This window comes from Pseudoalteromonas sp. Z9A4, assembly GCF_011378845.1.
In the GTDB taxonomy this organism is placed as follows: domain Bacteria; phylum Pseudomonadota; class Gammaproteobacteria; order Enterobacterales; family Alteromonadaceae; genus Pseudoalteromonas; species Pseudoalteromonas arctica.
The window spans coordinates 133,414-153,433 of the sequence record NZ_WTLA01000005.1; the positions used below are offsets into that span (position 1 = coordinate 133,414).

Sequence of the window (20,020 nt, forward strand, 5' to 3'; positions counted from 1 at the left end):
TTAGATGAAAATTTAGAACGGGTAACTAATATGCTGGAAAAAACGTACAGATAAGTCTTGGCGTTGTTTATTTATAGCCAGCTCATTACACAGAGTATAGATTGTTTTTTCTACTTGGTTCATAAATCGACCGTAGCCCATTTCATGTTTATCCTGCTGCGTTGCTACTACTACAAAATGCAGCGTTTCTACTAATTTACTTGCTTCAGAAAAGTGCTTAATTTGATTTTCATTAGATTCAATATCAAAACTTAACTTTTGAAGTTCATCATTGCCTTCACTCTTATCTATTTTACTATTGCGTATAATAGGCGTTGCGCCGTTAGCAACCATAGCGCCATGGTTTAAGTTGTTATTTTGACACGCACGTATAAATGCATATGCAAAGTAGTCATAAAATTTAGCATAGTCGTTTGTGTTCATTAGTGTTTGAAACTGCGTTTTAATTGCGCGCGAAACCGGTATAGTAAAAGTGGCGTAAGTCATCTCTGCATAATCATTGGGTATGCTGCATTGTCTTGATTGGTAGCGAGGGTAGAGACTTCTTAATTTGTAACCATAGCTTTCCTTGTTGCCTTTTTCTTTAGCAAATAGGTCATACGTTAAGTGTTGATGGTCGCGTAGTTTAAACTGGGGCTGATTTATTAAGAGTTGTCCTTGTAAAGTGTCTAACACTTTTTGAACTTTATTATGAAATTCTGCAGAGTTGGCTCGCAAATCATCGCCTGTTGCTAAAAATAGAATGCGTATTTTTTTACTCGGTGTACCTTCAGTGTAATAAATCTTATGCGCTTCGTGATAACGGGGATTATAAAAAAAGAGCATTTGTTTATCTGTTTCTAATTGATAAGACTCATCATTAAATCTTACAACGGGTAGTTTATCATTCGCTAATAAGTGCACATTATAAAGCTCGTACTCATCACAAGAAGCAAACAGCTGGCGTGCAATACGTTCATAGCAGCAATTTATATCACTAAAGCTTTTATAAAAATCGTGATTAGGGGTTATTTCAGCTAAAAGGTAGTGGTTAGCGCGTGCATTAGTTGGAATATATACACGATGTTGATTAAGTGTCGCCATCTTTAAATCCTTATAATGTAGGTTATTTACCTACTATAAACTGTTTAGATGACTTAAATATTGCGTTAAAACAAATTTTATTCATAAACAATGGTTCAGCTGAATTAAAGTTAAGCAATATCAAAAATAAACCTTAATCTAGTGCTGTATGTTAGTGTATGTTTTTGTAATAATGCATTAGTTTTGTTATTACGTAATATTTAGAGGACTACACTCCTATGGCGGAAATTGAGAATCGCCCAAGTAACTTTATTAGAACCCGAATTGATGAAGACTTAGCAAGTAAAAAGCATGCAACAACGCATACACGTTTTCCACCTGAACCAAATGGCTTTTTGCATATTGGTCATGCCAAATCAATTTGTTTAAATTTTGGCATCGCAAAAGATTATAACGGTTTATGTAACTTACGTTTTGACGATACAAACCCAGAAAAAGAAGACATTAACTACGTTAATTCTATAAAAGAAGACGTACAGTGGTTAGGTTTTAACTGGGATGGCGATATAAAGTATTCTTCTAACTATTTTGATACTTTATATGGTTACGCTGTTGAGCTTATAAATAAAGGCTTAGCGTACGTTTGCTTTTTAACAGCGGATGAAGCACGCCAATACCGTGGTACATTGAAAGAGCCAGGTAAAAATAGCCCGTACAGAGATACATCCGTTGAAGAAAACCTAGCGTTATTTGAAAAAATGCGTGCTGGCGAATTCAAAGAAGGCGAATGTGTCCTGCGTGCTAAAATTGATATGGCAAGCTCATTTATGGTGCTTCGCGATCCAATTATTTATCGCGTACGTTTTGCTCATCATCATCAAACAGCAGACAAGTGGTGCATTTACCCAATGTATGACTTCACGCACTGTATTTCTGATGCACTCGAAGGTATTACACATTCATTATGTACACTCGAATTTCAAGATAACCGTCGTTTGTACGACTGGGTACTTGATAACATTAGTTTAGAGTGTCACCCACAGCAAATTGAGTTTTCACGTTTAAATCTTGAATACACAATTATGTCTAAGCGTAAGCTAAGCGATTTAGTGGTAAATAACCATGTAGAAGGGTGGGATGACCCACGTATGCCTACAATTGCAGGCCTGCGTCGCCGTGGTTATACACCAGGTTCAATCCGTGAGTTTTGTTTGCGTATTGGTGTAACAAAACAAGAGAATATGGTTGAAATGGGTATGCTTGAAGCATGTATCCGTGAAGATCTAAACGAAAATGCACCACGTGCAATGGCCGTACTCGATCCTGTTAAAGTTGTTATTGAAAACTACGATGCAGACAAGGTTGAGGTTTTATCTGTGGCTAACCACCCAAATAAAGAAGAAATGGGTCGTCGTGATGTACCGTTTACTCGTGAAATCTATATAGAACGAGAAGACTTTAAAGAAGAAGCGAATAACAAGTTTAAACGTTTAGTGCTTGATAAAGAAGTACGCTTACGTGGTGCTTATGTTATTAAAGCACAGCGTGTTGAAAAAGACGAAAATGGTGAAATCACAACTATCTTCTGTACTTACGATACTGAAACACTTGGTAAAAATCCAAGTGATGGACGTAAAGTAAAAGGTGTTATTCACTGGGTTTCAGCACCAGAGTCTATTACGGCAGAAGTTCGTTTATACGATCGTTTGTTTAGTGTTCCAAACCCAGCAGCCGCTGATGAGTTTGAAACAACATTAAATCCAGAGTCACTGGTTGTTTTATCAAACGCTAAATTAGAGCCATCGCTTGCTAATTCACAAGCAGAGCAGGGCTTTCAGTTTGAGCGTACGGGTTATTTCTCTCGTGATTCTAAATCAGAGAATGTTGTATTTAATCAAACAGTGGGTCTTCGCGATTCATGGTCTAAAACTCAATAAATAATATCTAAATATCTCCAGTATTTACTGGGGATATTCATTACAAGCGTATTTTAGACACAAAAAAACCTGCACTTAGCAGGTTTTTTATTGCTTTTTAAAAGCGGTATTAGCTGTTAGCGTCGCTAAATTCTTTACACGCTGCTTTATCATTACACTCACCGTATAAATATAAAGAATGGTTTGTAAGTGTAATACCATTTTCTTCAGAAATTTCAAGTTGACGACGTTCAATCATCTCATCTTCAAACTCTACAACTTTGCCACACTTCAAACATACTAAATGATCGTGGTGTGTGCTTCCTGAAAGTTCAAATACTGATTTGCCACCTTCAAAGTGATGACGGCTTACAATACCCGCATCATCAAATTGGTTAAGTACGCGGTATACAGTTGCAAGACCAATTTCTTCACCTAGATCCAAAAGAATTTTGTAAACATCTTCAGCACTGATGTGTTGGTTATCTGGAGATTGTAAAATCTCTAATATTTTAATACGCGGTAAAGTTACTTTTAAACCGGCTTTTTTAAGTTCCAAGTTATGATCAGTCATTAAATCTGTCTCAATTTTATTTGGTTATACTAGACATCTTGCAAAGATGTACACGACACATTAGCAACAAACAGGATAACGTGCCTAAGCGTTAAGTGCAAAGAACAATTGATTTATATTGCCACTAAAGCTTAAAACGCTAACTGTTTGATAATTATTTAAACAGCTAGCGATATATGCAGTAAATTAGTCAGCTAATTCACTTAAACACATCTCTTCATATACTTGAGCAGACCATGCTTTAACACGTTGTTCTGTAAGCTCTGGTTGACGGTCTTCGTCGATACCCAAACCTACAAAATGCTTATCATCAGCCATGCCTTTAGATGCTTCAAAGTCATAGCTTTCGCTCGGCCAATGACCAACAACAATAGCGCCACGCTCAGTAACGATATCGTTGATCATGCCCATCGCATCTAAAAAGTACTCAGCGTAATCTTCTTGGTCTCCACAACCAAAAATAGCAACAAGTTTACCTTCAAAGTCTACTTCTTCAAGTTCTGGAAAAAAGTCATCCCAGTCACATTGTGCTTCACCGTAGTACCAAGTAGGGATACCGAATAAGATTAAATCAAATTCAGCAATCTCTTCTTTAGAGCTTTTTGCAATATCATGAACAGCCACTAGCTTCTTACCCAATTCTTTTTGGATCATTTTTGCTACGTGTTCTGTGTTACCTGTGTCACTTCCGAAAAAAATGCCTACACTTGCCATGGATTTAAAACCTTTTATGTATCAATAGCCAATCTTTCTTGTAAAATCGTTTCAATCAGCGCACTGCGGCTAATATTTTGTGCATCTGCCATATCACTCAATGCTTGATATAACTGCGATGAAACTTTAAATTCAACACGCTTTAAGCCACGTGCTTTATCTCTTTTTATTTGATTACGTTTATTTACCTTTAACTGCATATCCCGTGAAAGGGGATTGGTTTTAGGTCTGCCTGGGCGTTTTTCGTATTCAAATAAATCGAGTGTAGTTCTATCTGTTTCTGACTTCGCCATGCTTAACCTACACCTGCGCCTTGCCAAAATACTTGAATAAGACCTTTAGCAATAAAGCCTGAACAACCTAAAAAGAGCACACCCCAGACAATGTATTGTCCGAACTTAGGCACATTGCCACTTTTTAGTACGTCTTTAATTGCCATGCCGATGAATATGAAAATACCGGCTAAGCCAAAATACAACCCTAGGGTATCAAATTCGTTAATTAACTGACTGACCATCAACGTATAACCTTTAAATTAAACGGCGCGTACTATAGCATATAATTATTCATATATTTAGTGCGCAAAATCAAAAACACGCGATTAAAATTGCTTTAAACCGCAGTTAAAAAGTCGTTTATCGCTTTATTTACGGCAAGTGGCTTTTGAGCATGAAGCCAATGGCCTGCGCCATGAATTATTTTAGCCTTGGTATTTTTAAAGCGAGCTTTAATTGCAGTACGATGCTCGGGCAAAATATAGTCAGAATCATTACCTTTAATGAAAAGAGTATCGCATAAACAAGAATTGTTTTCATTAACATTGGATGTAATTGTAGAATATTTTTCGTCAAGCACATTTAAATTAAATCGCCATGCAAAATGACCTTCCTCATTTTTAGCGAGGCTTTTAAGTAGAAACTGTCGAACTCCCAGCTCTTCTATGTAAGGCTGCATTAGAGCATCAGCTTGTTTTCTATCGTCAATTGATTGTGCTGAAACCGCTTTTAATGCCTGTAATATTTTTGTGTGCCGAGCAGGGTAACTAACAGGTGCTATATCAAGTACAACAAGCTTATTTACAAGTTCAGGATGTGTAAGCGCTAATTCCATTGCCACTTTACCACCCATAGAGTGCCCAACTAAATGTGCTTTATCTATGTTCAAATGTGCTAATAACTCAACAATATCTTGTGCCATTGCTGGGTAGTTCATTTCATCACTATGAGGAGAAAGCCCGTGGTTACGTAAATCAACGTTAATAACAGTAAAGTGTTCACTTAATGGTTTTGCTATTACATTTAGGTTTTCTAATGATCCAAAAAGCCCATGTATCAAAATAACATTAGGACCTTGCCCTTGTTGCTTGTAATTTAACTGCATACCCGCCTCCTGAAAATTTCGCCATAGTTTGCCGAGCATTGCTCTAAAAAGCAAAAAATACAGCGACTATTTATTAAATTGGGCTTTTGTTTGTTAAATCAACAACAATGAGGTAAATATTAATATGTTTACGGGAGTGCTTGTTGTAACTCGCATTTCTGATTGGTTTGGGTATAATCACACGGGAGAAAAAAATGTGACCCGTAATGACAGGAAGAACATGAAACAAATCGACATAGACGACGAGTTATATCAATATATTGCTAGCAATACGCAAAGTATTGGTGAAAGTGCATCCACTATTTTACGTCGTTTATTAAATCTGAGCGGCGAAAAAATTCAAACCGCAAACGTAGAACTAACTCAAAATAATCAAACTGCGACTACGTCTACCGCCACATTAAAAAGCTCAGAGCCATCTGCTGCTGAGACTTCAAAAAAACAAACGCCTGTAGCTCACGCACCCGTGAAGCAAAAAAGCGATAATGTTTTTAATGTATTAAATAAAGAAGAGCTGGCAATGCAAAAAGGTGTTGTTGGACGCTTTTTGTTTATTTTAAGTGCATTTTACCGCACACATAAAACTGATTTTTCTGCGGTATTAGACATAAAAGGGCGTGACCGTGTTTACTTTGCTACTAGTAAAGAAGCTTTAGTAAATAGCGGTAGTAGTATGAATCCTAAAAACATAACCGATAGTGAATATTGGGTTATGACTAATTCTAATACAACGCGTAAAAAAATGATGCTTCATGAAGTTGCTCTTTGCCTTGGATATAGTGCAGAGCAAGCTGAAAAAATTCGCGATTACCTGTAAGGAAATATAATGGCTATTCACTCAGGCGCAGGCAAAACTGCTCCACAATCGGCACTGGTTAACGTACCTAAATTAGTATCTGCGTATTACTTAAATGAACCTGATCTTGAACAAAATCCAGAGCATTGTGTTGCCTTTGGTACCTCAGGCCACCGTGGTTGTTCTTACGATGTTAAATTTAACGAGTCACACATTCTAGCGATTACTCAGGCTATTTGTGATTACAGAAAACAAAATGACATATTTGGTCCGTTATTTTTAGGCAAAGACACACACGCATTGAGTGAAGCCGCATTTAACTCTGCAATAGAAGTACTTGTTGCGAATGAAGTGCAAGTGATCACACAAGAAGATGGTGATTTTACGCCAACACCAGTGATTAGCCATGCAATCGTTAGCCACAATAAGCTACACCCAAATGAATTAGCAGACGGGATTGTTGTTACGCCTTCGCATAACCCTCCTGAAGATGGTGGCTTTAAATACAACCCACCTAATGGCGGACCAGCAGATACCGACGTCACTAAATGGATTGAAGACAGAGCTAATCAACTTTTACTAGAAGATTTAGTTGAAGTTGAGTTATTCCCATTCGCTAAGGCATCGCGTTCTGGCTTTATCCGCTACGAAGATTTAATGACTCCTTATATTGATGACTTAGCAAATATCGTTAATTTAAAAGCAATTAGCGATGCAGGTATTAAAATTGGTATCGATCCACTAGGTGGTTCAGGTATTAATTTTTGGCCAGTCATTGCAAAAAAATATAATTTAGATTTAACCGTAGTTAATGATGTTGTTGATCCACGTTTTGCTTTTATGCCACTTGATAAAGACGGCAAAATTCGTATGGATTGTTCATCACCTTATTCAATGGCAAATCTTATTGCACTAAAAGATGATTTTGATGTGTCTATTGGTAACGACCCTGACTACGATCGTCACGGTATTGTAACGCCAGACGGCTTAATGAATCCAAACCACTTTTTAGCAGTGGCAATCGATTACTTACTTAAACACCGTGATTGGAATGAAACCGTAGAAATTGGTAAAACATTGGTTTCTAGCTCTATGATCGACAAAGTAGCTGCTCGTAACAACCGTAAGGTTAAAGAAGTACCAGTAGGCTTTAAATGGTTTGTTGAAGGCTTAAGCAAAGGCAAGCTTGCCTTTGGTGGCGAAGAAAGCGCAGGTGCTGCATTCTTACGTTTTGATGGCTCTGTATGGTGTACAGATAAAGACGGCTTCATTATGGGTCTACTCGCTGCAGAAATACTTGCTGTGACAGGTAAAACGCCATCAGTCCTTTATAAAGAATTAGAACAAGAGTTTGGTTCTCCAATTTATAAACGCCTAGATGCACCAGCCACAAGCGGTCAAAAATCACGTTTACAAGCATTGAGTGCTTCTGATGTAAAAGCAGATACACTTGCTGGCGAGCCTATTTTGCAAAAATTGACTCATGCACCAGGTAACGATGCTGCCATTGGTGGTTTAAAAGTGGTTACTGAAAATGGCTGGTTTGCAGCGCGTCCATCAGGTACTGAAGATATTTATAAAATATACCTTGAATCATTTAAAGGTGAAGAGCATTTAGCGTTACTTGAAAAAGAAGCTAAAAAGCTTGTAGATTCAGTTATAAGCTAACTTAATCTAATAATTTTAAAACGGCTGATTTATTCAGCCGTTTTCGTTTCTATACCTTGTGTATTTATAAAAATATATGCATAAGAGTCTACTCTCACATTATTTTTAAAGGGCTTATTATATGTCAGCCAATCCATCTTACTTAAATGAATTAAAACAAACAGGCGATTTTTTAACGCTTAGTCGTGACAACGAATGGCATTTAGATGCAGGTGAGTTTGTTTTAGATAATGGGACTCGTGTAAATATACACGATACCGGAGTCATTGAGTTTCAACCTGCTGTTATAACGTCAAAAGATGTAGTTTATTCAAGCGCTGTACACGGTAACGAAACTGCGCCAATTGAAATTTGTGATGCACTTATTAAACAAATTATAAAAGGCGAGCTGATACTTAAGCAGCGTGTTTTGTTTATTTACGGTAATCCACAATCAATTAATATTGGCCTGCGTTTTGTAGAAGAAAACTTAAATAGATTATTTAATGGTCACCATACAATTGAAGGTGTACCAATGAATAATGAGCGAAACCGCGCTGCAAAGCTTGAGCAGTACGTAAGCGATTTTTATACACGTGGCGAGCAAGGCAGTACGCGATGTCATTACGACTTACACACTGCAATTAGAGGCTCTAAAAACGAAAAATTTGCTGTGTATCCATTTTTACATGGTAAGCCATGGAAAAAGTCGCAGCTACAATTTTTATTGAGTTGTGGTGTAAATACCGTGCTTATGATGAAATCTCCTGCAACAACATTTAGCTATTATTCGTCATTTATACACGGTGCTGATTCTTTTACGGTAGAGCTGGGTCAAGTTAAGCCATTTGGTCAAAACGATATGGCTCGCTTTGAAAAAACAAAGCAAACCTTAACTGCATTAATTAGTCAAAATGAAGTTAAATATCCTGAATTTAATGCAAACGATTTTGAATTGTTTGCTGTCCATCGCACAATAAATAGAACGCAGAACGATTTTAGCTTTCCTTTTTCTGACGATGCCGAGAACTTTACTGGCTTTGCGAAAGGTGCACTACTTGCAACCGACGGTGATACAGCGATTTACGCTGACGTTGAAGGAGAGGCTATTATTTTTCCAAATGCGAGCGTAGCATTAGGGCAAAGAGCACTCCTTACTGTTATTCCAATGGATATTGATAGCAATTTCGTCTAATTTAACTCATCAGACCACTAGTAACTTAAAGTTAACTATATGATTACTATTAATTAAAGTAACCGTATCGTTAACTTGCCACTTATTTAACCAGTATTTGCTTTTGTTTCGTCCCAGATCTGTTGAATAACACTTTACGTTAACGTAAAGTGTTGGCAGCTTTAATTAAAGATAGTGCAGATGTTGCAAAGTTTAACCAGCAACAATCACCCACAATAATAATTTAAAGGGGCACTGTTTTACCGACAACAAAAGAAGGTAGGTTATGAGTAATCCAAATAACGTATCGCTGAATATTAATCATGATCTAGAATTTATAGATGGTAATGCGCTTAATATTCCAACCCTTAGTATTTTAACTGAGGACGGCGACATTCATCCTAGTGCAACCGCACCTGACATTTCAAAACATACCGCACTTAAATTATACGAAACCATGCGTTTTATTCGCTTGCTAGATGAACGTATGCAAGGCGCGCAGCGCCAAGGCCGTGTTAGTTTTTATATGCAATGCCTAGGCGAAGAAGCCGCAGTTACAGCCTCTGCTGCTGCACTGGATCAAGACGATATGATCATGGCTCAATATCGTGAACAGGCAGCCCTGCATTATCGTGGCTTTACGCTTGATCAATTTATGAACCAAATGTTTTCAAATGAATTGGATTTAGGCAAAGGCCGTCAAATGCCAATTCATTATGGGTCTAAAGCGCTAAACTACATGACGATTTCATCGCCATTGGGTACGCAAATACCACAGGCAACGGGTTATGCATATGGCCAAAAAATAAAGCACATCGACGCTAAAACAGGCGAGCTTGCCAGCACAATTGATAATGTGACTATTTGTTACTTTGGTGAAGGTGCTGCATCTGAAGGTGACTTTCATGCCGGTTTAAATATGGCCGCTGTTCACAAAGCGCCGGTTATATTTTTTGCACGTAATAACGGCTATGCCATATCTACCCCTGCTGATGAGCAGTTTAAAGGCGATGGTATTGCCTCGCGTGGTGTGGGTTATGGCATTAAAACAATTCGTGTTGATGGCACAGATGCACTTGCTGTGTATGCGGCAACTAAAAAAGCACGCGAAATAGCCTCAACACAAGGTGAGCCTGTACTCATTGAATCGATTGCTTATCGTTTGGGTGCGCACTCTACGTCAGACGATCCAAGTGGTTATCGCTCTAAAGATGAAGAAGCTAATCATCAAACGTGCCCTATTGATAAATTTAGAAAATGGTTGGTCAAGCAAGACTGGTTAAACGAAGAAGACGATATAAAAGCAAAAGAGTCGATTCGTGAAGACATTTTAGCAGCGCTTAAACGTGCTGAAGTTGTTGCAAAGCCCGCTTTAGAAGAACTGGTATCTGACGTTTACGATACACCAATTCCATTATTGCAACGCCAGTACGAGCAACTAAAAGAACATATAAAACAGCATCCAGATGCTTACCCAGTAACCGCAGGGAGAATTAAGTAATGGCTAAAATGAACATGCTCCACGCAATTAACTCTGCTCTCGATATTACGATGAATGAACACCCTCAAGCCTGTATTTTTGGTGAGGATGTTGGTTACTTTGGTGGTGTATTTAGAGCAACATCGGGCTTGCAAGAGAAGTACGGTAAACATCGTGTTTTTAATACGCCTTTAACCGAGCAAGGTATTTTAGGCTTTGCTAATGGTTTAGCGGCATTTGGTGCACCTGCATTGGCAGAAATTCAATTTGCGGATTATATTTTCCCAGCGTTTGATCAAATAGTAAATGAAGCCGCTAAATTTCGTTATCGCAGTGGTAATGAATTTAATGTAGGTAACTTAACTATTCGTACACCTTATGGTGGCGGTATTGCCGGTGGTTTATACCATTCACAATCACCCGAAGCGTATTTTGCGCACACACCGGGTTTGAAAGTAGTTGTACCGCGTAACCCTTATCAAGCTAAAGGTTTATTACGTGCATCAATTAAAGACGATAACCCGGTCATATTTTTTGAGCCTAAGCGTTTATATCGTGCATCAATTGGCGAAGTGCCAGAAGAAGATTACAGCATTGAATTAGGCACGGCTGAAGTAGTGCAAGAGGGTGCCGATATTACGCTCTTAGCGTGGGGTGCTCAAATGGAGATTATTGAAGATGCAGCAAAGCAAGCAAGTGAGCAAGGTATAAGCTGTGAAGTTATTGACCTTCGTAGTATTTTACCATGGGATGTTGAAACGATTGCTAAATCGGTTATTAAAACCGGCCGTTTAATCGTGAGTCATGAAGCGCCTATAACCAATGGCTTTGGTGCAGAGATAGCCGCGACAATACAACAAGAGTGTTTCTTGCATTTAGAGTCGCCAATTTTACGTGTATGTGGTCTAGATACGCCATACCCGCTGGCACTTGAAAAAGAATACGTACCGGATGCACTAAAAGTGTTGGCTGCAATTAAACAATCATTGGATTTTTAGGGGTTACCATGGCTAAAGATTTTATATTACCCGATATTGGTGAAGGCATTGTTGAATGCGAAGTAGTTGAATGGCTAGTACAAGAAGGCGATACCGTATCTGAGGATCAGCCAATTTGCGATGTTATGACAGACAAAGCATTAGTACAAATTCCGGCAGTGCATGATGGCGTTATTTCAAAGCTATATTATCTAAAAGGTGAGATTGCTAAAGTACATGCCCCTTTATTCGCTATGGATGTAGCAGGTGAAAGCATTAGCAATGAAGTAGTACAAGAGCCAGTACAAGCTGAAAATAAAACTAATGATGCAGCTGATGTGGTTGAGGACTTTATATTACCGGATATTGGTGAAGGTATTGTTGAGTGTGAGATTGTTGATTGGTTAGTTGCTGAAGGCGACGAAATAGAAGAAGACCAAGCGGTTTGTGACGTAATGACCGACAAAGCATTAGTACAAATTCCGGCAAAATATACAGGCACAGTAAAAAAACTATATTACCAGAAAGGTGAAATAGCAAAAGTACATAGCCCGTTGTTTCAAATGACAATTGCAGGCAGTGCAGCAAAACCAAATGTTGATATAAACCAAGCGGTCGTAAAGGCTCAAACTAATGCCGTCGCGGAAAAAGTTGCCCCTGTTAAAACACAGCAAACTGCTAAAGTTATCAATCAAAAAGCGGTTGCATCCCCCGCGGTTCGTCGTAAAGCTCGTGAGCTAGATGTTGATTTAACCTGTGTACCAGGTAGTGGTAAAAATGGCCGTATTTACAAGCAAGATATTGAAGAGTATGTAAAAGGCGAAGTGCCAAATACTATTGATACTTCACCGCTTAATAGCGATGCTTCTCAAAGTGCAGTGCAAAACCAAACACAGAATCAAAGCGGTGGCGTACGAGTAGAGCAAATTAAAGGCATTAAAGCGGCCATGGCCAAGCAAATGGTAGCTTCGGTTTCAACTATTCCGCACTTTACGTTTAGTGATGAAATAGACTTAACACAGCTTATAGCTTTGCGTAGCGCTTTAAAAGAGCAGTACAAAGCACAAGGCGTTAAGCTCACCATGATGCCATTTTTTGTAAAAGCACTCTCGCTAGCAATGAAAGAGTACCCAGTACTTAATTCAAAAGTGAACGATGAATGTTCAGAGCTTACCTATTATAACGATCATAATATCGGTATAGCGGTTGATTCAAAAATTGGCTTGTTAGTGCCTAATATTAAATCATGCCAGAGTAAAAGCATTGTTGATGTGGCAAATGATTTAACCCGCTTAACTCATTCAGCGCGAGAAGGCCGTGTTGCACCGGATGATTTAAAAGGTGGGACAATTAGCATCTCTAACATTGGTGCTATTGGCGGCACTATCGCGTCCCCTATAATTAATAAACCAGAAGTGGCTATTGTTGCGCTAGGTAAACTGCAGCATCTACCGCGTTTTGATGAAAGTGGGCAGGTTGTAAGTAAAGCTATTATGCAAGTGAGTTGGTCTGGCGATCATCGTGTTATTGATGGGGGCACTATTGCTCGTTTTAATAACCTATGGAAGTCGTACTTAGAAAACCCATCGGCAATGATGATGGCTATGAGTTAATAGCTAAATTGTTAATATGTAATAAAAACCAGCTTTTAGCTGGTTTTTTGTTTTAATGTCAGCTGTTTTTAATTAAGATACAAATGTTACTAAAAGTAATTAGATTAACCCCGTTAGGGAATATAAAAAATAACACTAAGGAAATTTCATGGAACATTATATGAACGCGTTGCGCAGCTACGCAGATTTTTCAGGTCGTAATCGTCGTAAAGCATATTGGATGTTTGTATTGTTTAATACTATTTTTTCAGTAGTTTGTAATGTGATTGATGGTGCACTAGGTACAATGTTCATTGGCTCTATTTATAGCTTAGCGCTATTAATTCCTGGCTTAAGTGCTGGTGCTCGTCGTCTTCATGACACAGGCCGTTCAGGCTGGTGGCAACTACTTTGGTTAGTGCCAGTAATTGGCTGGATTGTTTTAATTGTTTTCCTTGCGCAAGATTCGCACGAAGGTGAGAACGATTTTGGTCCAAATCCAAAAGAATTAGCAGTAGAACCAACTACTGTATAAGTAAGAATAACTTAACATGTTAAAAGCTCAGCAATTGCTGAGCTTTTTTGTTTTTTTATTTCTCATTCTTTTAAATTTCAGCAAAAAAATACAACCCATAACCAACTATTAATGCGGGAATAGACGTATAAAGTGTAGCTATAACTGCAGCTTTGGGCGCCATTGCTATTGCTGGAAATAACGCATCACCATCGTTAGAAATTGCGTTTCCTGCTAAAGCACTAAAGGGAATAATGCCTTGAATATAAAGCGTTGTAACAATTATTTGCGGGCCACAGCCGGGTAAAAATCCAATAAGCACTGCAATTAATGGGGCTAAATAGGCGTAATGTACAAACCACGTTTTTAAATCAAGTCCTGCAATGTTAACCAAAATCTCAAATAGCATAAAAGAGGCTACAACCCATGCCGTTACAAAATGGGTATCTTGTAATACTTTTATTATTTTAGAGGTGGGGTTACATGCATCGTCTTCTGACGTTACTTCTTGATAGCTTTCACCTCTTGACGAAAGTGCCCAAATACTAACAATAAACAAAGCCATAGCAGCGCCAAAAATACTAATAGTTGTATTTGTGTACTTACCAAACTGACTAAAATCAATATTAAAGGCGATTAAAAAGGCAATAATAAGGCTTGGGATAATTGCTATCATCCAAACTGGTTTACTGATTTTAATAATATTAGTTGAGAGTATTTTAATTTGGTGCTTTTGTTCTTGCGCTGTAGGGCGTAAAAAATCACTTTTGTGAATTGCATTAACCAGTAAACCACTAAATGTACCAACAACTAACCCTATTCCCATAATTAACAGGCCTTCAGTGGGGCGGGTAGCAAGTAATAAAAATGCAGCATCGCCCATTGTGGCTGTTAATACGGCAACAATAGCACCAAAGCTTGCTTGGCCTTTTGTAAATTGAGTTACCACAATAATTGCACCACCACAGCCTGGTAATGCCCCTAAAATAGCGGCAAAGCTTATTTCTAGAACCGGTGATTTTGCGCTTAAATAACTAAGCTCTAATTGAGGTAAGTGTTCTATAGCGTAGTAATAAATTAAAAGGGTTGCAGCAACAAATACACTCACTTGAAAAAAGGCATCACTCAGTGCGGTCATTGTTATTTCACGTAATTGCGGTATTGCAAGGCAAGTTAAAATAAATAAAGGCAGCAGTAAGCGTTTATTTTGGCTCAAAAATCGTTTTGAGGCAGGAGTAATAAAACCAATGTGAGGGAGTGAAATCATACAATGCGACCTAATAAATTAACTAGGTCACACTGTATATTTTAATTAAATGATAATCAATATCATTTGCATTTATTTAAATCGATTACTCTGTTTGAGTTTTTCGATAGCTAAACTCAAGTTGCTTTAAACTTGAATTTAAGACTGTGATTAAATAGTGCTACTTACGCTGAAATTCAGAGTTTGCATTCCATGTTGGCCATTGCGCTTGCTCAGAAATATCAAAACCTACTTTATAAAACAACTGCAAGTCTTGAACCGCACCCGATAAATCCCATTCATCGCGGTAACGGTCACATGGTTGATGGTAACAACCGCGAAGTACTAAGCTCATACGTTTACGGTAGTTAGCTGTTTCTTCATCAGCAGCAACAGTACCGCCACCTGCGTACATGGCTGGAATACCCATGTTAGCAAATGCAAAGTGATCAGAGCGGTAATAGCCACCTGATGATGGTTTAGGATCGCCAGATATTGTTCTGCCTTGCTCTTTAGCCGCAGTTTCTAAAAACTCATCCATTTGTGATTTACCAATACCAACCACATTCATGTCTTTTACTTTGCCTAATAAATTTAAGCTATCCATGTTTATGTTAGCCACTGTTTTATTAGCTGAGATCACTGGATTTGCCGCATAATATTTAGAACCTAATAAACCTTGCTCTTCAGCAGTTACCGCTAAAAAAGTCATTGAGCGGCTAGGGTGCTTTGGTAATTTAGTAAAAGCTTCGGCTACTTCAATTAGCCCAGCGGTACCCGTTGCATTGTCGTGTGCACCGTTATAAATTTGATCACCTTTACGTGTTTTGTCTGTACCTAAGTGATCCCAATGAGCCGAGTAAATAACATGCTCATCTGGTTTTTCACTACCAGGTAAAGTGGCGATAAAGTTGTACGACACTGATTTTTTAATTGTGTTTTTAATACTAACAGAAGCGGTTAAGTCACCCATATCAACATGGTAAGCACCTTTAGCTGCGTTTACTTTCGCAGTATCAAAATCTAAACCGGCTTTAGTAAAAAGTTCTTTTGCTACGTCAGTTGTAACCCAGCCTTCAACTGCAACGCGGTCCATATTGTTGTTTTCTTTTTGAAAACCAAACTGCTCGCCGCTCCAAGAGTTTTCAACAACCGACCAAGGGTAAGATGCAGGTGCTGTTTCATGAATAATAATTGCACCAGCGGCACCTTGGCGACTCGCTTCTTCGTATTTGTATGTCCAACGACCATAATAGGTCATCGCATCGCCAGTAAATAAAGCGGGATCTTTTGTTGCAAAGCCCGGATCGTTAACCAGCATTACCACTGTTTTGCCTTTAACGTCTAAGCCTTCGTAGTCATTCCAGTTGTATTCAGGTGCATTAACGCCATACCCCACAAATACAAGTTCAGAGTTTTCTATGCCTTCTTGTGCGCTTATGCGGCTACTGCCCATAACCATGTCTTTTTTATATTGATAGTCTTTACCACCAATACTAAGCACCATGTTCGCATCTGCTTCAAGTGAAACCAGTGGCACTTCTTGTAAGTAACTATCGCCGTTACCAGGAGCCAAACCTAAAGCTTTAAACTGCGCAGTTAAATAATCAAGCGTTAGCTTTTCGCCAGGCGATGAAGGAGCACGGCCACCAAATTCGTCTGAAGCGAGTACTTTTACATGTTTAGCCAGTTCATCAGCTTGAATACTGTTATAACCATTGGTTACATCAGTAGGCGTAATACTTGTTGTTGCACAGCCTGCTAAAACAGCAGTGGCAAGGAGTGTGAGAGAGAAATAATGTTTCATGTCAGCTCTTTTCTTGTTTTAAGTTGTGATTAGTATATTAACTTCTATTAAGTAGAACCAGTTTTTGCGGTAAACTTCTCGTAAATTATAGGCATAAATTGTTAAAGGTTTAAATGAAGCGTTTTACTCCCCCCGAGCAGTGGCAAATCAGCAGTTTAGAAACCGGTGCATTTTCGCACTTACGTGAGCTGTTTAAAGTTAACGAGCTAACAGATTGGCCTGCGCCGCAGTGGTTTACTCCATTTTTAACCGCTATTAATGCGAATAATATACCTATTACTTTTGAAGATGATGCAAAGGTAGATTTTGGCGATCGTTATTACGAACAGGTTATTTTTGAAACGGGTGTTGTACCTACACGCAATGAGAATTGGCATGACTTATTTGGTGGCTTTATTTGGTGTTTATTTCCTAAAACCAAAGCACTTATTAACCAGCGTCATGTGCAAGATATAGCTGAACATGGAATACAACAGCGTACTAAGCATCGTAATGCGCTAACGCTCTTTGATGAATGTGGTGTTGTATTAGCTATAAGTGAGAGTAAATGGCAGCAGTGGCTTTGCGATCATCAATGGAAAACAGCATTTGTTGAACACAAACATGAGTGGGGTAAAACAATAAAGCCTTTTATGTTTGGTCATGCAAATTACGAAATGCTTACTAAACCTTATATAGGCTTAACAGGTAAAGCGTTATTTGTTTGTGTACCTAATGAAATATTTTGTAAAGATTTAGTAACGCAATACCAGTACCTTGACCAAGCCCTTTATGAGATGATTAATACAGACAACTGCTTAGCTGATAACAAAAAACTTTCGCCATTGCCTTTATTAGGTGTGCCGGGCTGGTATGACGAAAACAAAGACGACTCATTTTACAACAATACAGATTATTTTAGAGCGAAACGAAGGATACGAACATGATAGAAGTTGCTGGGCTTAAAAAGAAATTTAAGCTAACTAAAGATCACAAAAAAAATAAAATAGACGACATCGACCCTCGTGAAGATAAAGATTACTTTCACTCAGTACGAGATGTGAGTTTTAGCTGCGCAAAGGGTGAAGTACTTGGGTTGCTAGGCCCAAATGGTGCGGGTAAAACAACGACACTTAGAATGATTTCAACCGCGTTAAAGCCCGATGAAGGTTCAATAACAATTGCCGGAAACGACATTGTAAAAAAACCGCTACTGGGGCGTAAGTCTATCGGTTTTTTATCGGGCTCTACCGGTTTGTATGGCCGCTTAACTGTAAAAGAAAACATAGAGTATTTTGCAAAGCTCCACGGTATGAGCAAAAGCGATATTGCATCGCGTTGTGATGAGCTATTTACATTGCTTGATATGCATAAGTTTGTAGATAAACGCGCAGAAAACCTATCAACAGGTATGAAGCAAAAAGCAAATATTGCGCGTGCTGTTGTGCATCGCCCAGCAGTTGTTGTGCTTGATGAGCCAACAACGGGTCTCGATATAATGACCACGCAAACCGTTATTCAATTTATTAAGGGTTTAAAGGCGCAAGGTACTCCTGTTATTTTTTCGACCCATCATTTAGATGAAGTTGCACTCTTATGTGACCGAGTCGCTGTAATTAACGAAGGTATTAGCTGCTTCGACGGAACAGTAGATGAATTTAAACAAGCAGGTAATAGTGATGAGCTTAATCAAGCGTTTATGAACATATTAACGGAGAAACATGATGTTTGAAGTATATAAAAAGGAATTAAAAGAGTTATTACGCGATAAAAAAACGCTATTATTTGTAGTCGCGCTCCCTGTTGCTATATTTCCGTTATTGTTTGCTGTAATGGCATTTATAAGCTCGCAAGCAGCAATGGACGCAGAACAAAAAGTAAATACTTACGCGATTATCAACGGTGAATACGCACAAGAATTTACAGATAAAGTGTTTTATCACAAAAGCTTTGAGCTTTATAAAGGGGATAAAACCTTTAACAATATTGATGAGCTTAAAGCAGGCGTGATCGCTGGCGATATTGATATGGGTATTTATTTACCAAGTCATGCTGTGCAAACATTGGACGATGGAAAACAAAGCCAGTGGCAGGTTGTTTTTAACGATTCAAAATCTATCAACTTTTTATTCGAACGCGTTAAAGAACTCGCAACAGAATACAGTGACGTGCTGCAAACTCAAAAGCTAATCAGTTTTGGTATTGAAGAGTCTGTTCAAAAATCTATTCTTAATCCAATTGAAGTCATAAAAGTAGATACAGCCGATAAACGTGAAAACCTTGGCGAAAAAATTGGCGGGCTTTTACCTTACTTACTTATTCCATTAGTATTGATGGGGGCAACTTATCCCGCTATTGATTTAGGCGCTGGCGAAAAAGAACGCGGCACGCTAGAAACACTCCTACTTACACCTATTACGCGTACAGAGCTGGTGCTTGGTAAATTTATAACTTTGTTAACTACATCCATTGCCTCCACAACCATAACGGTCTTAAGTATGGGCTGCTGGATAGCACTGGCGTTAGCATTTGCCGATCTAGATTTTATTAAAGCGGCATTTAGTACATTAGCGGTTACCGATTTACTGATGATATTTGTACTGCTATTACCTGTTGCAGCTATATTTTCGGCTTTAGCCTTGGCTATATCTATTTATGCACGCACATTTAAAGAAGCACAAAACTATATGGCCCCCTTAAGTATGGGCGTGTTTTTCCCTATTATTATTTCAATAATGCCAAATATGGAGCTTACTGCTAAAACAGCATTCATTCCTGTTACAAACGTGGCTTTAGCAATTAAAGAAATAGTAAAAGGGACTGTTGATTACACATTTGTAGGCTTAATATTTTTAGCAACTGCAATCATTGCAGCCGGACTACTGACATTTTGCGTTAAATGGTTTAACAGAGAAGATGTTTTATTTAGGTAACATGTAACTTATTATAAAGGCATCACTTTAGTGGTGCTTTTTTAATCCATTCTTTTCACAGCGGTTTGTATTCGGTTATTAAATAGTTTAAGTTTATAGGCTGAACTTTGGATTACTAGACAAGGATGGATTATTGAAAACACCACTATTCTACCCCTTATTATTATGTGCTAGCTGCGATTTAAGCTCGCTAACGTACACAGCACATCTTATCGACTAAAGATAATCAAAACCCACTATTTATAAAAAATGCGAAGAGTTTAGACAA

The 20,020-nt window shown here is 38.3% G+C and carries 19 protein-coding genes; 11 read left to right on the forward strand and 8 right to left on the reverse strand.

Features of this window, described 5'->3' with window-relative positions; genetic code table 11:
* Positions 1-12 precede the first annotated feature (12 nt).
* Positions 13-1,083: a DUF3083 family protein gene (locus tag GQR54_RS06140; protein WP_166376849.1), complete on the reverse strand. Its 1,071-nt coding sequence runs from the start codon at positions 1,081-1,083 to the stop codon at positions 13-15.
* 218 nt (positions 1,084-1,301) lie between these two features.
* Here GQR54_RS06140 and glnS point away from each other — a divergent pair, with 218 nt between their 5' ends.
* Positions 1,302-2,960, forward strand: coding sequence for a glutamine--tRNA ligase (gene glnS / locus GQR54_RS06145; protein ID WP_010552676.1), 1,659 nt, complete (start codon positions 1,302-1,304; stop codon positions 2,958-2,960).
* A 109-nt stretch (positions 2,961-3,069) separates the two neighbouring features.
* Here glnS and fur read toward each other — a convergent pair whose 3' ends face one another.
* From fur to GQR54_RS06170, 5 genes are all read right to left on the reverse strand, one after another.
* Complete coding sequence (gene fur, locus GQR54_RS06150) at positions 3,070-3,513, reverse strand: ferric iron uptake transcriptional regulator (RefSeq protein WP_007586857.1); 444 nt, start codon at positions 3,511-3,513, stop codon at positions 3,070-3,072.
* 186 nt (positions 3,514-3,699) lie between these two features.
* On the reverse strand, positions 3,700-4,227 hold the full coding sequence (gene fldA, locus GQR54_RS06155; protein ID WP_007586856.1) for a flavodoxin FldA: 528 nt from the start codon (positions 4,225-4,227) through the stop codon (positions 3,700-3,702).
* A 14-nt stretch (positions 4,228-4,241) separates the two neighbouring features.
* A complete protein-coding gene (gene ybfE, locus GQR54_RS06160) occupies positions 4,242-4,520 on the reverse strand; it encodes a LexA regulated protein (RefSeq protein WP_002962928.1) in 279 nt (92 codons plus the stop codon).
* A 2-nt stretch (positions 4,521-4,522) separates the two neighbouring features.
* Positions 4,523-4,744: a DUF2788 domain-containing protein gene (locus GQR54_RS06165; RefSeq protein ID WP_002962930.1), complete on the reverse strand. Its 222-nt coding sequence runs from the start codon at positions 4,742-4,744 to the stop codon at positions 4,523-4,525.
* A gap of 95 nt (positions 4,745-4,839) precedes the next feature.
* Positions 4,840-5,607, reverse strand: a complete 768-nt coding sequence (locus GQR54_RS06170; protein ID WP_007586854.1) for an alpha/beta fold hydrolase — start codon at positions 5,605-5,607, stop codon at positions 4,840-4,842.
* Positions 5,608-5,827: 220 nt separating this feature from the next.
* Between GQR54_RS06170 and seqA the strand changes: the two genes are divergently transcribed.
* The 7 genes from seqA to GQR54_RS06205 all read left to right on the forward strand — a co-directional run bounded on the left by seqA (position 5,828) and on the right by GQR54_RS06205 (position 13,808).
* Positions 5,828-6,424: a replication initiation negative regulator SeqA gene (seqA, locus tag GQR54_RS06175; RefSeq protein WP_024589204.1), complete on the forward strand. Its 597-nt coding sequence runs from the start codon at positions 5,828-5,830 to the stop codon at positions 6,422-6,424.
* Positions 6,425-6,433: 9 nt separating this feature from the next.
* Positions 6,434-8,071: a phosphoglucomutase (alpha-D-glucose-1,6-bisphosphate-dependent) gene (pgm, locus tag GQR54_RS06180; protein WP_165741148.1), complete on the forward strand. Its 1,638-nt coding sequence runs from the start codon at positions 6,434-6,436 to the stop codon at positions 8,069-8,071.
* Positions 8,072-8,192: 121 nt separating this feature from the next.
* Entirely contained in the window at positions 8,193-9,245 is a 1,053-nt protein-coding gene (gene astE / locus GQR54_RS06185) for a succinylglutamate desuccinylase (RefSeq protein ID WP_165727887.1), read from the forward strand.
* Between the two features lie 265 nt (positions 9,246-9,510).
* Entirely contained in the window at positions 9,511-10,725 is a 1,215-nt protein-coding gene (locus tag GQR54_RS06190; RefSeq protein ID WP_166376850.1) for a thiamine pyrophosphate-dependent dehydrogenase E1 component subunit alpha, read from the forward strand.
* The gene (locus GQR54_RS06195) at positions 10,725-11,702 is read left to right on the forward strand and encodes a transketolase C-terminal domain-containing protein (protein ID WP_166376851.1); all 978 of its coding nucleotides are present in this window, start codon (positions 10,725-10,727) and stop codon (positions 11,700-11,702) included. Before GQR54_RS06190 ends, GQR54_RS06195 begins: the two co-directional genes overlap by 1 nt.
* 8 nt (positions 11,703-11,710) lie before the next feature.
* Positions 11,711-13,294 carry a dihydrolipoyllysine-residue acetyltransferase gene (locus GQR54_RS06200; protein WP_166376852.1) on the forward strand — a complete coding sequence of 528 codons (1,584 nt, stop codon included), beginning with the start codon at positions 11,711-11,713 and terminating at the stop codon, positions 13,292-13,294.
* Positions 13,295-13,442: 148 nt separating this feature from the next.
* Complete coding sequence (locus GQR54_RS06205) at positions 13,443-13,808, forward strand: DUF805 domain-containing protein (protein ID WP_166376853.1); 366 nt, start codon at positions 13,443-13,445, stop codon at positions 13,806-13,808.
* 70 nt (positions 13,809-13,878) lie between these two features.
* On the opposite strand, the gene GQR54_RS06210 is transcribed toward GQR54_RS06205, so the two are convergent.
* Positions 13,879-15,054: a putative manganese transporter gene (locus GQR54_RS06210; protein ID WP_166376854.1), complete on the reverse strand. Its 1,176-nt coding sequence runs from the start codon at positions 15,052-15,054 to the stop codon at positions 13,879-13,881.
* A 160-nt stretch (positions 15,055-15,214) separates the two neighbouring features.
* Positions 15,215-16,840: a M28 family metallopeptidase gene (locus GQR54_RS06215; RefSeq protein ID WP_166376855.1), complete on the reverse strand. Its 1,626-nt coding sequence runs from the start codon at positions 16,838-16,840 to the stop codon at positions 15,215-15,217.
* A gap of 113 nt (positions 16,841-16,953) precedes the next feature.
* Between GQR54_RS06215 and GQR54_RS06220 the strand changes: the two genes are divergently transcribed.
* The 3 genes from GQR54_RS06220 to GQR54_RS06230 are packed head-to-tail and all read left to right on the forward strand — an operon-like array spanning position 16,954 to position 19,752.
* Positions 16,954-17,766: a DUF3025 domain-containing protein gene (locus GQR54_RS06220; RefSeq protein WP_166376856.1), complete on the forward strand. Its 813-nt coding sequence runs from the start codon at positions 16,954-16,956 to the stop codon at positions 17,764-17,766.
* Positions 17,763-18,551 carry an ATP-binding cassette domain-containing protein gene (locus tag GQR54_RS06225; RefSeq protein ID WP_007586825.1) on the forward strand — a complete coding sequence of 263 codons (789 nt, stop codon included), beginning with the start codon at positions 17,763-17,765 and terminating at the stop codon, positions 18,549-18,551. Before GQR54_RS06220 ends, GQR54_RS06225 begins: the two co-directional genes overlap by 4 nt.
* Positions 18,544-19,752 (forward strand): ABC transporter permease, encoded by a 1,209-nt coding sequence (locus GQR54_RS06230; RefSeq protein ID WP_166376881.1) that lies wholly within the window; start codon positions 18,544-18,546, stop codon positions 19,750-19,752. The genes GQR54_RS06225 and GQR54_RS06230 overlap by 8 nt, the downstream gene beginning before the upstream one ends.
* Positions 19,753-20,020 lie beyond the last annotated feature (268 nt).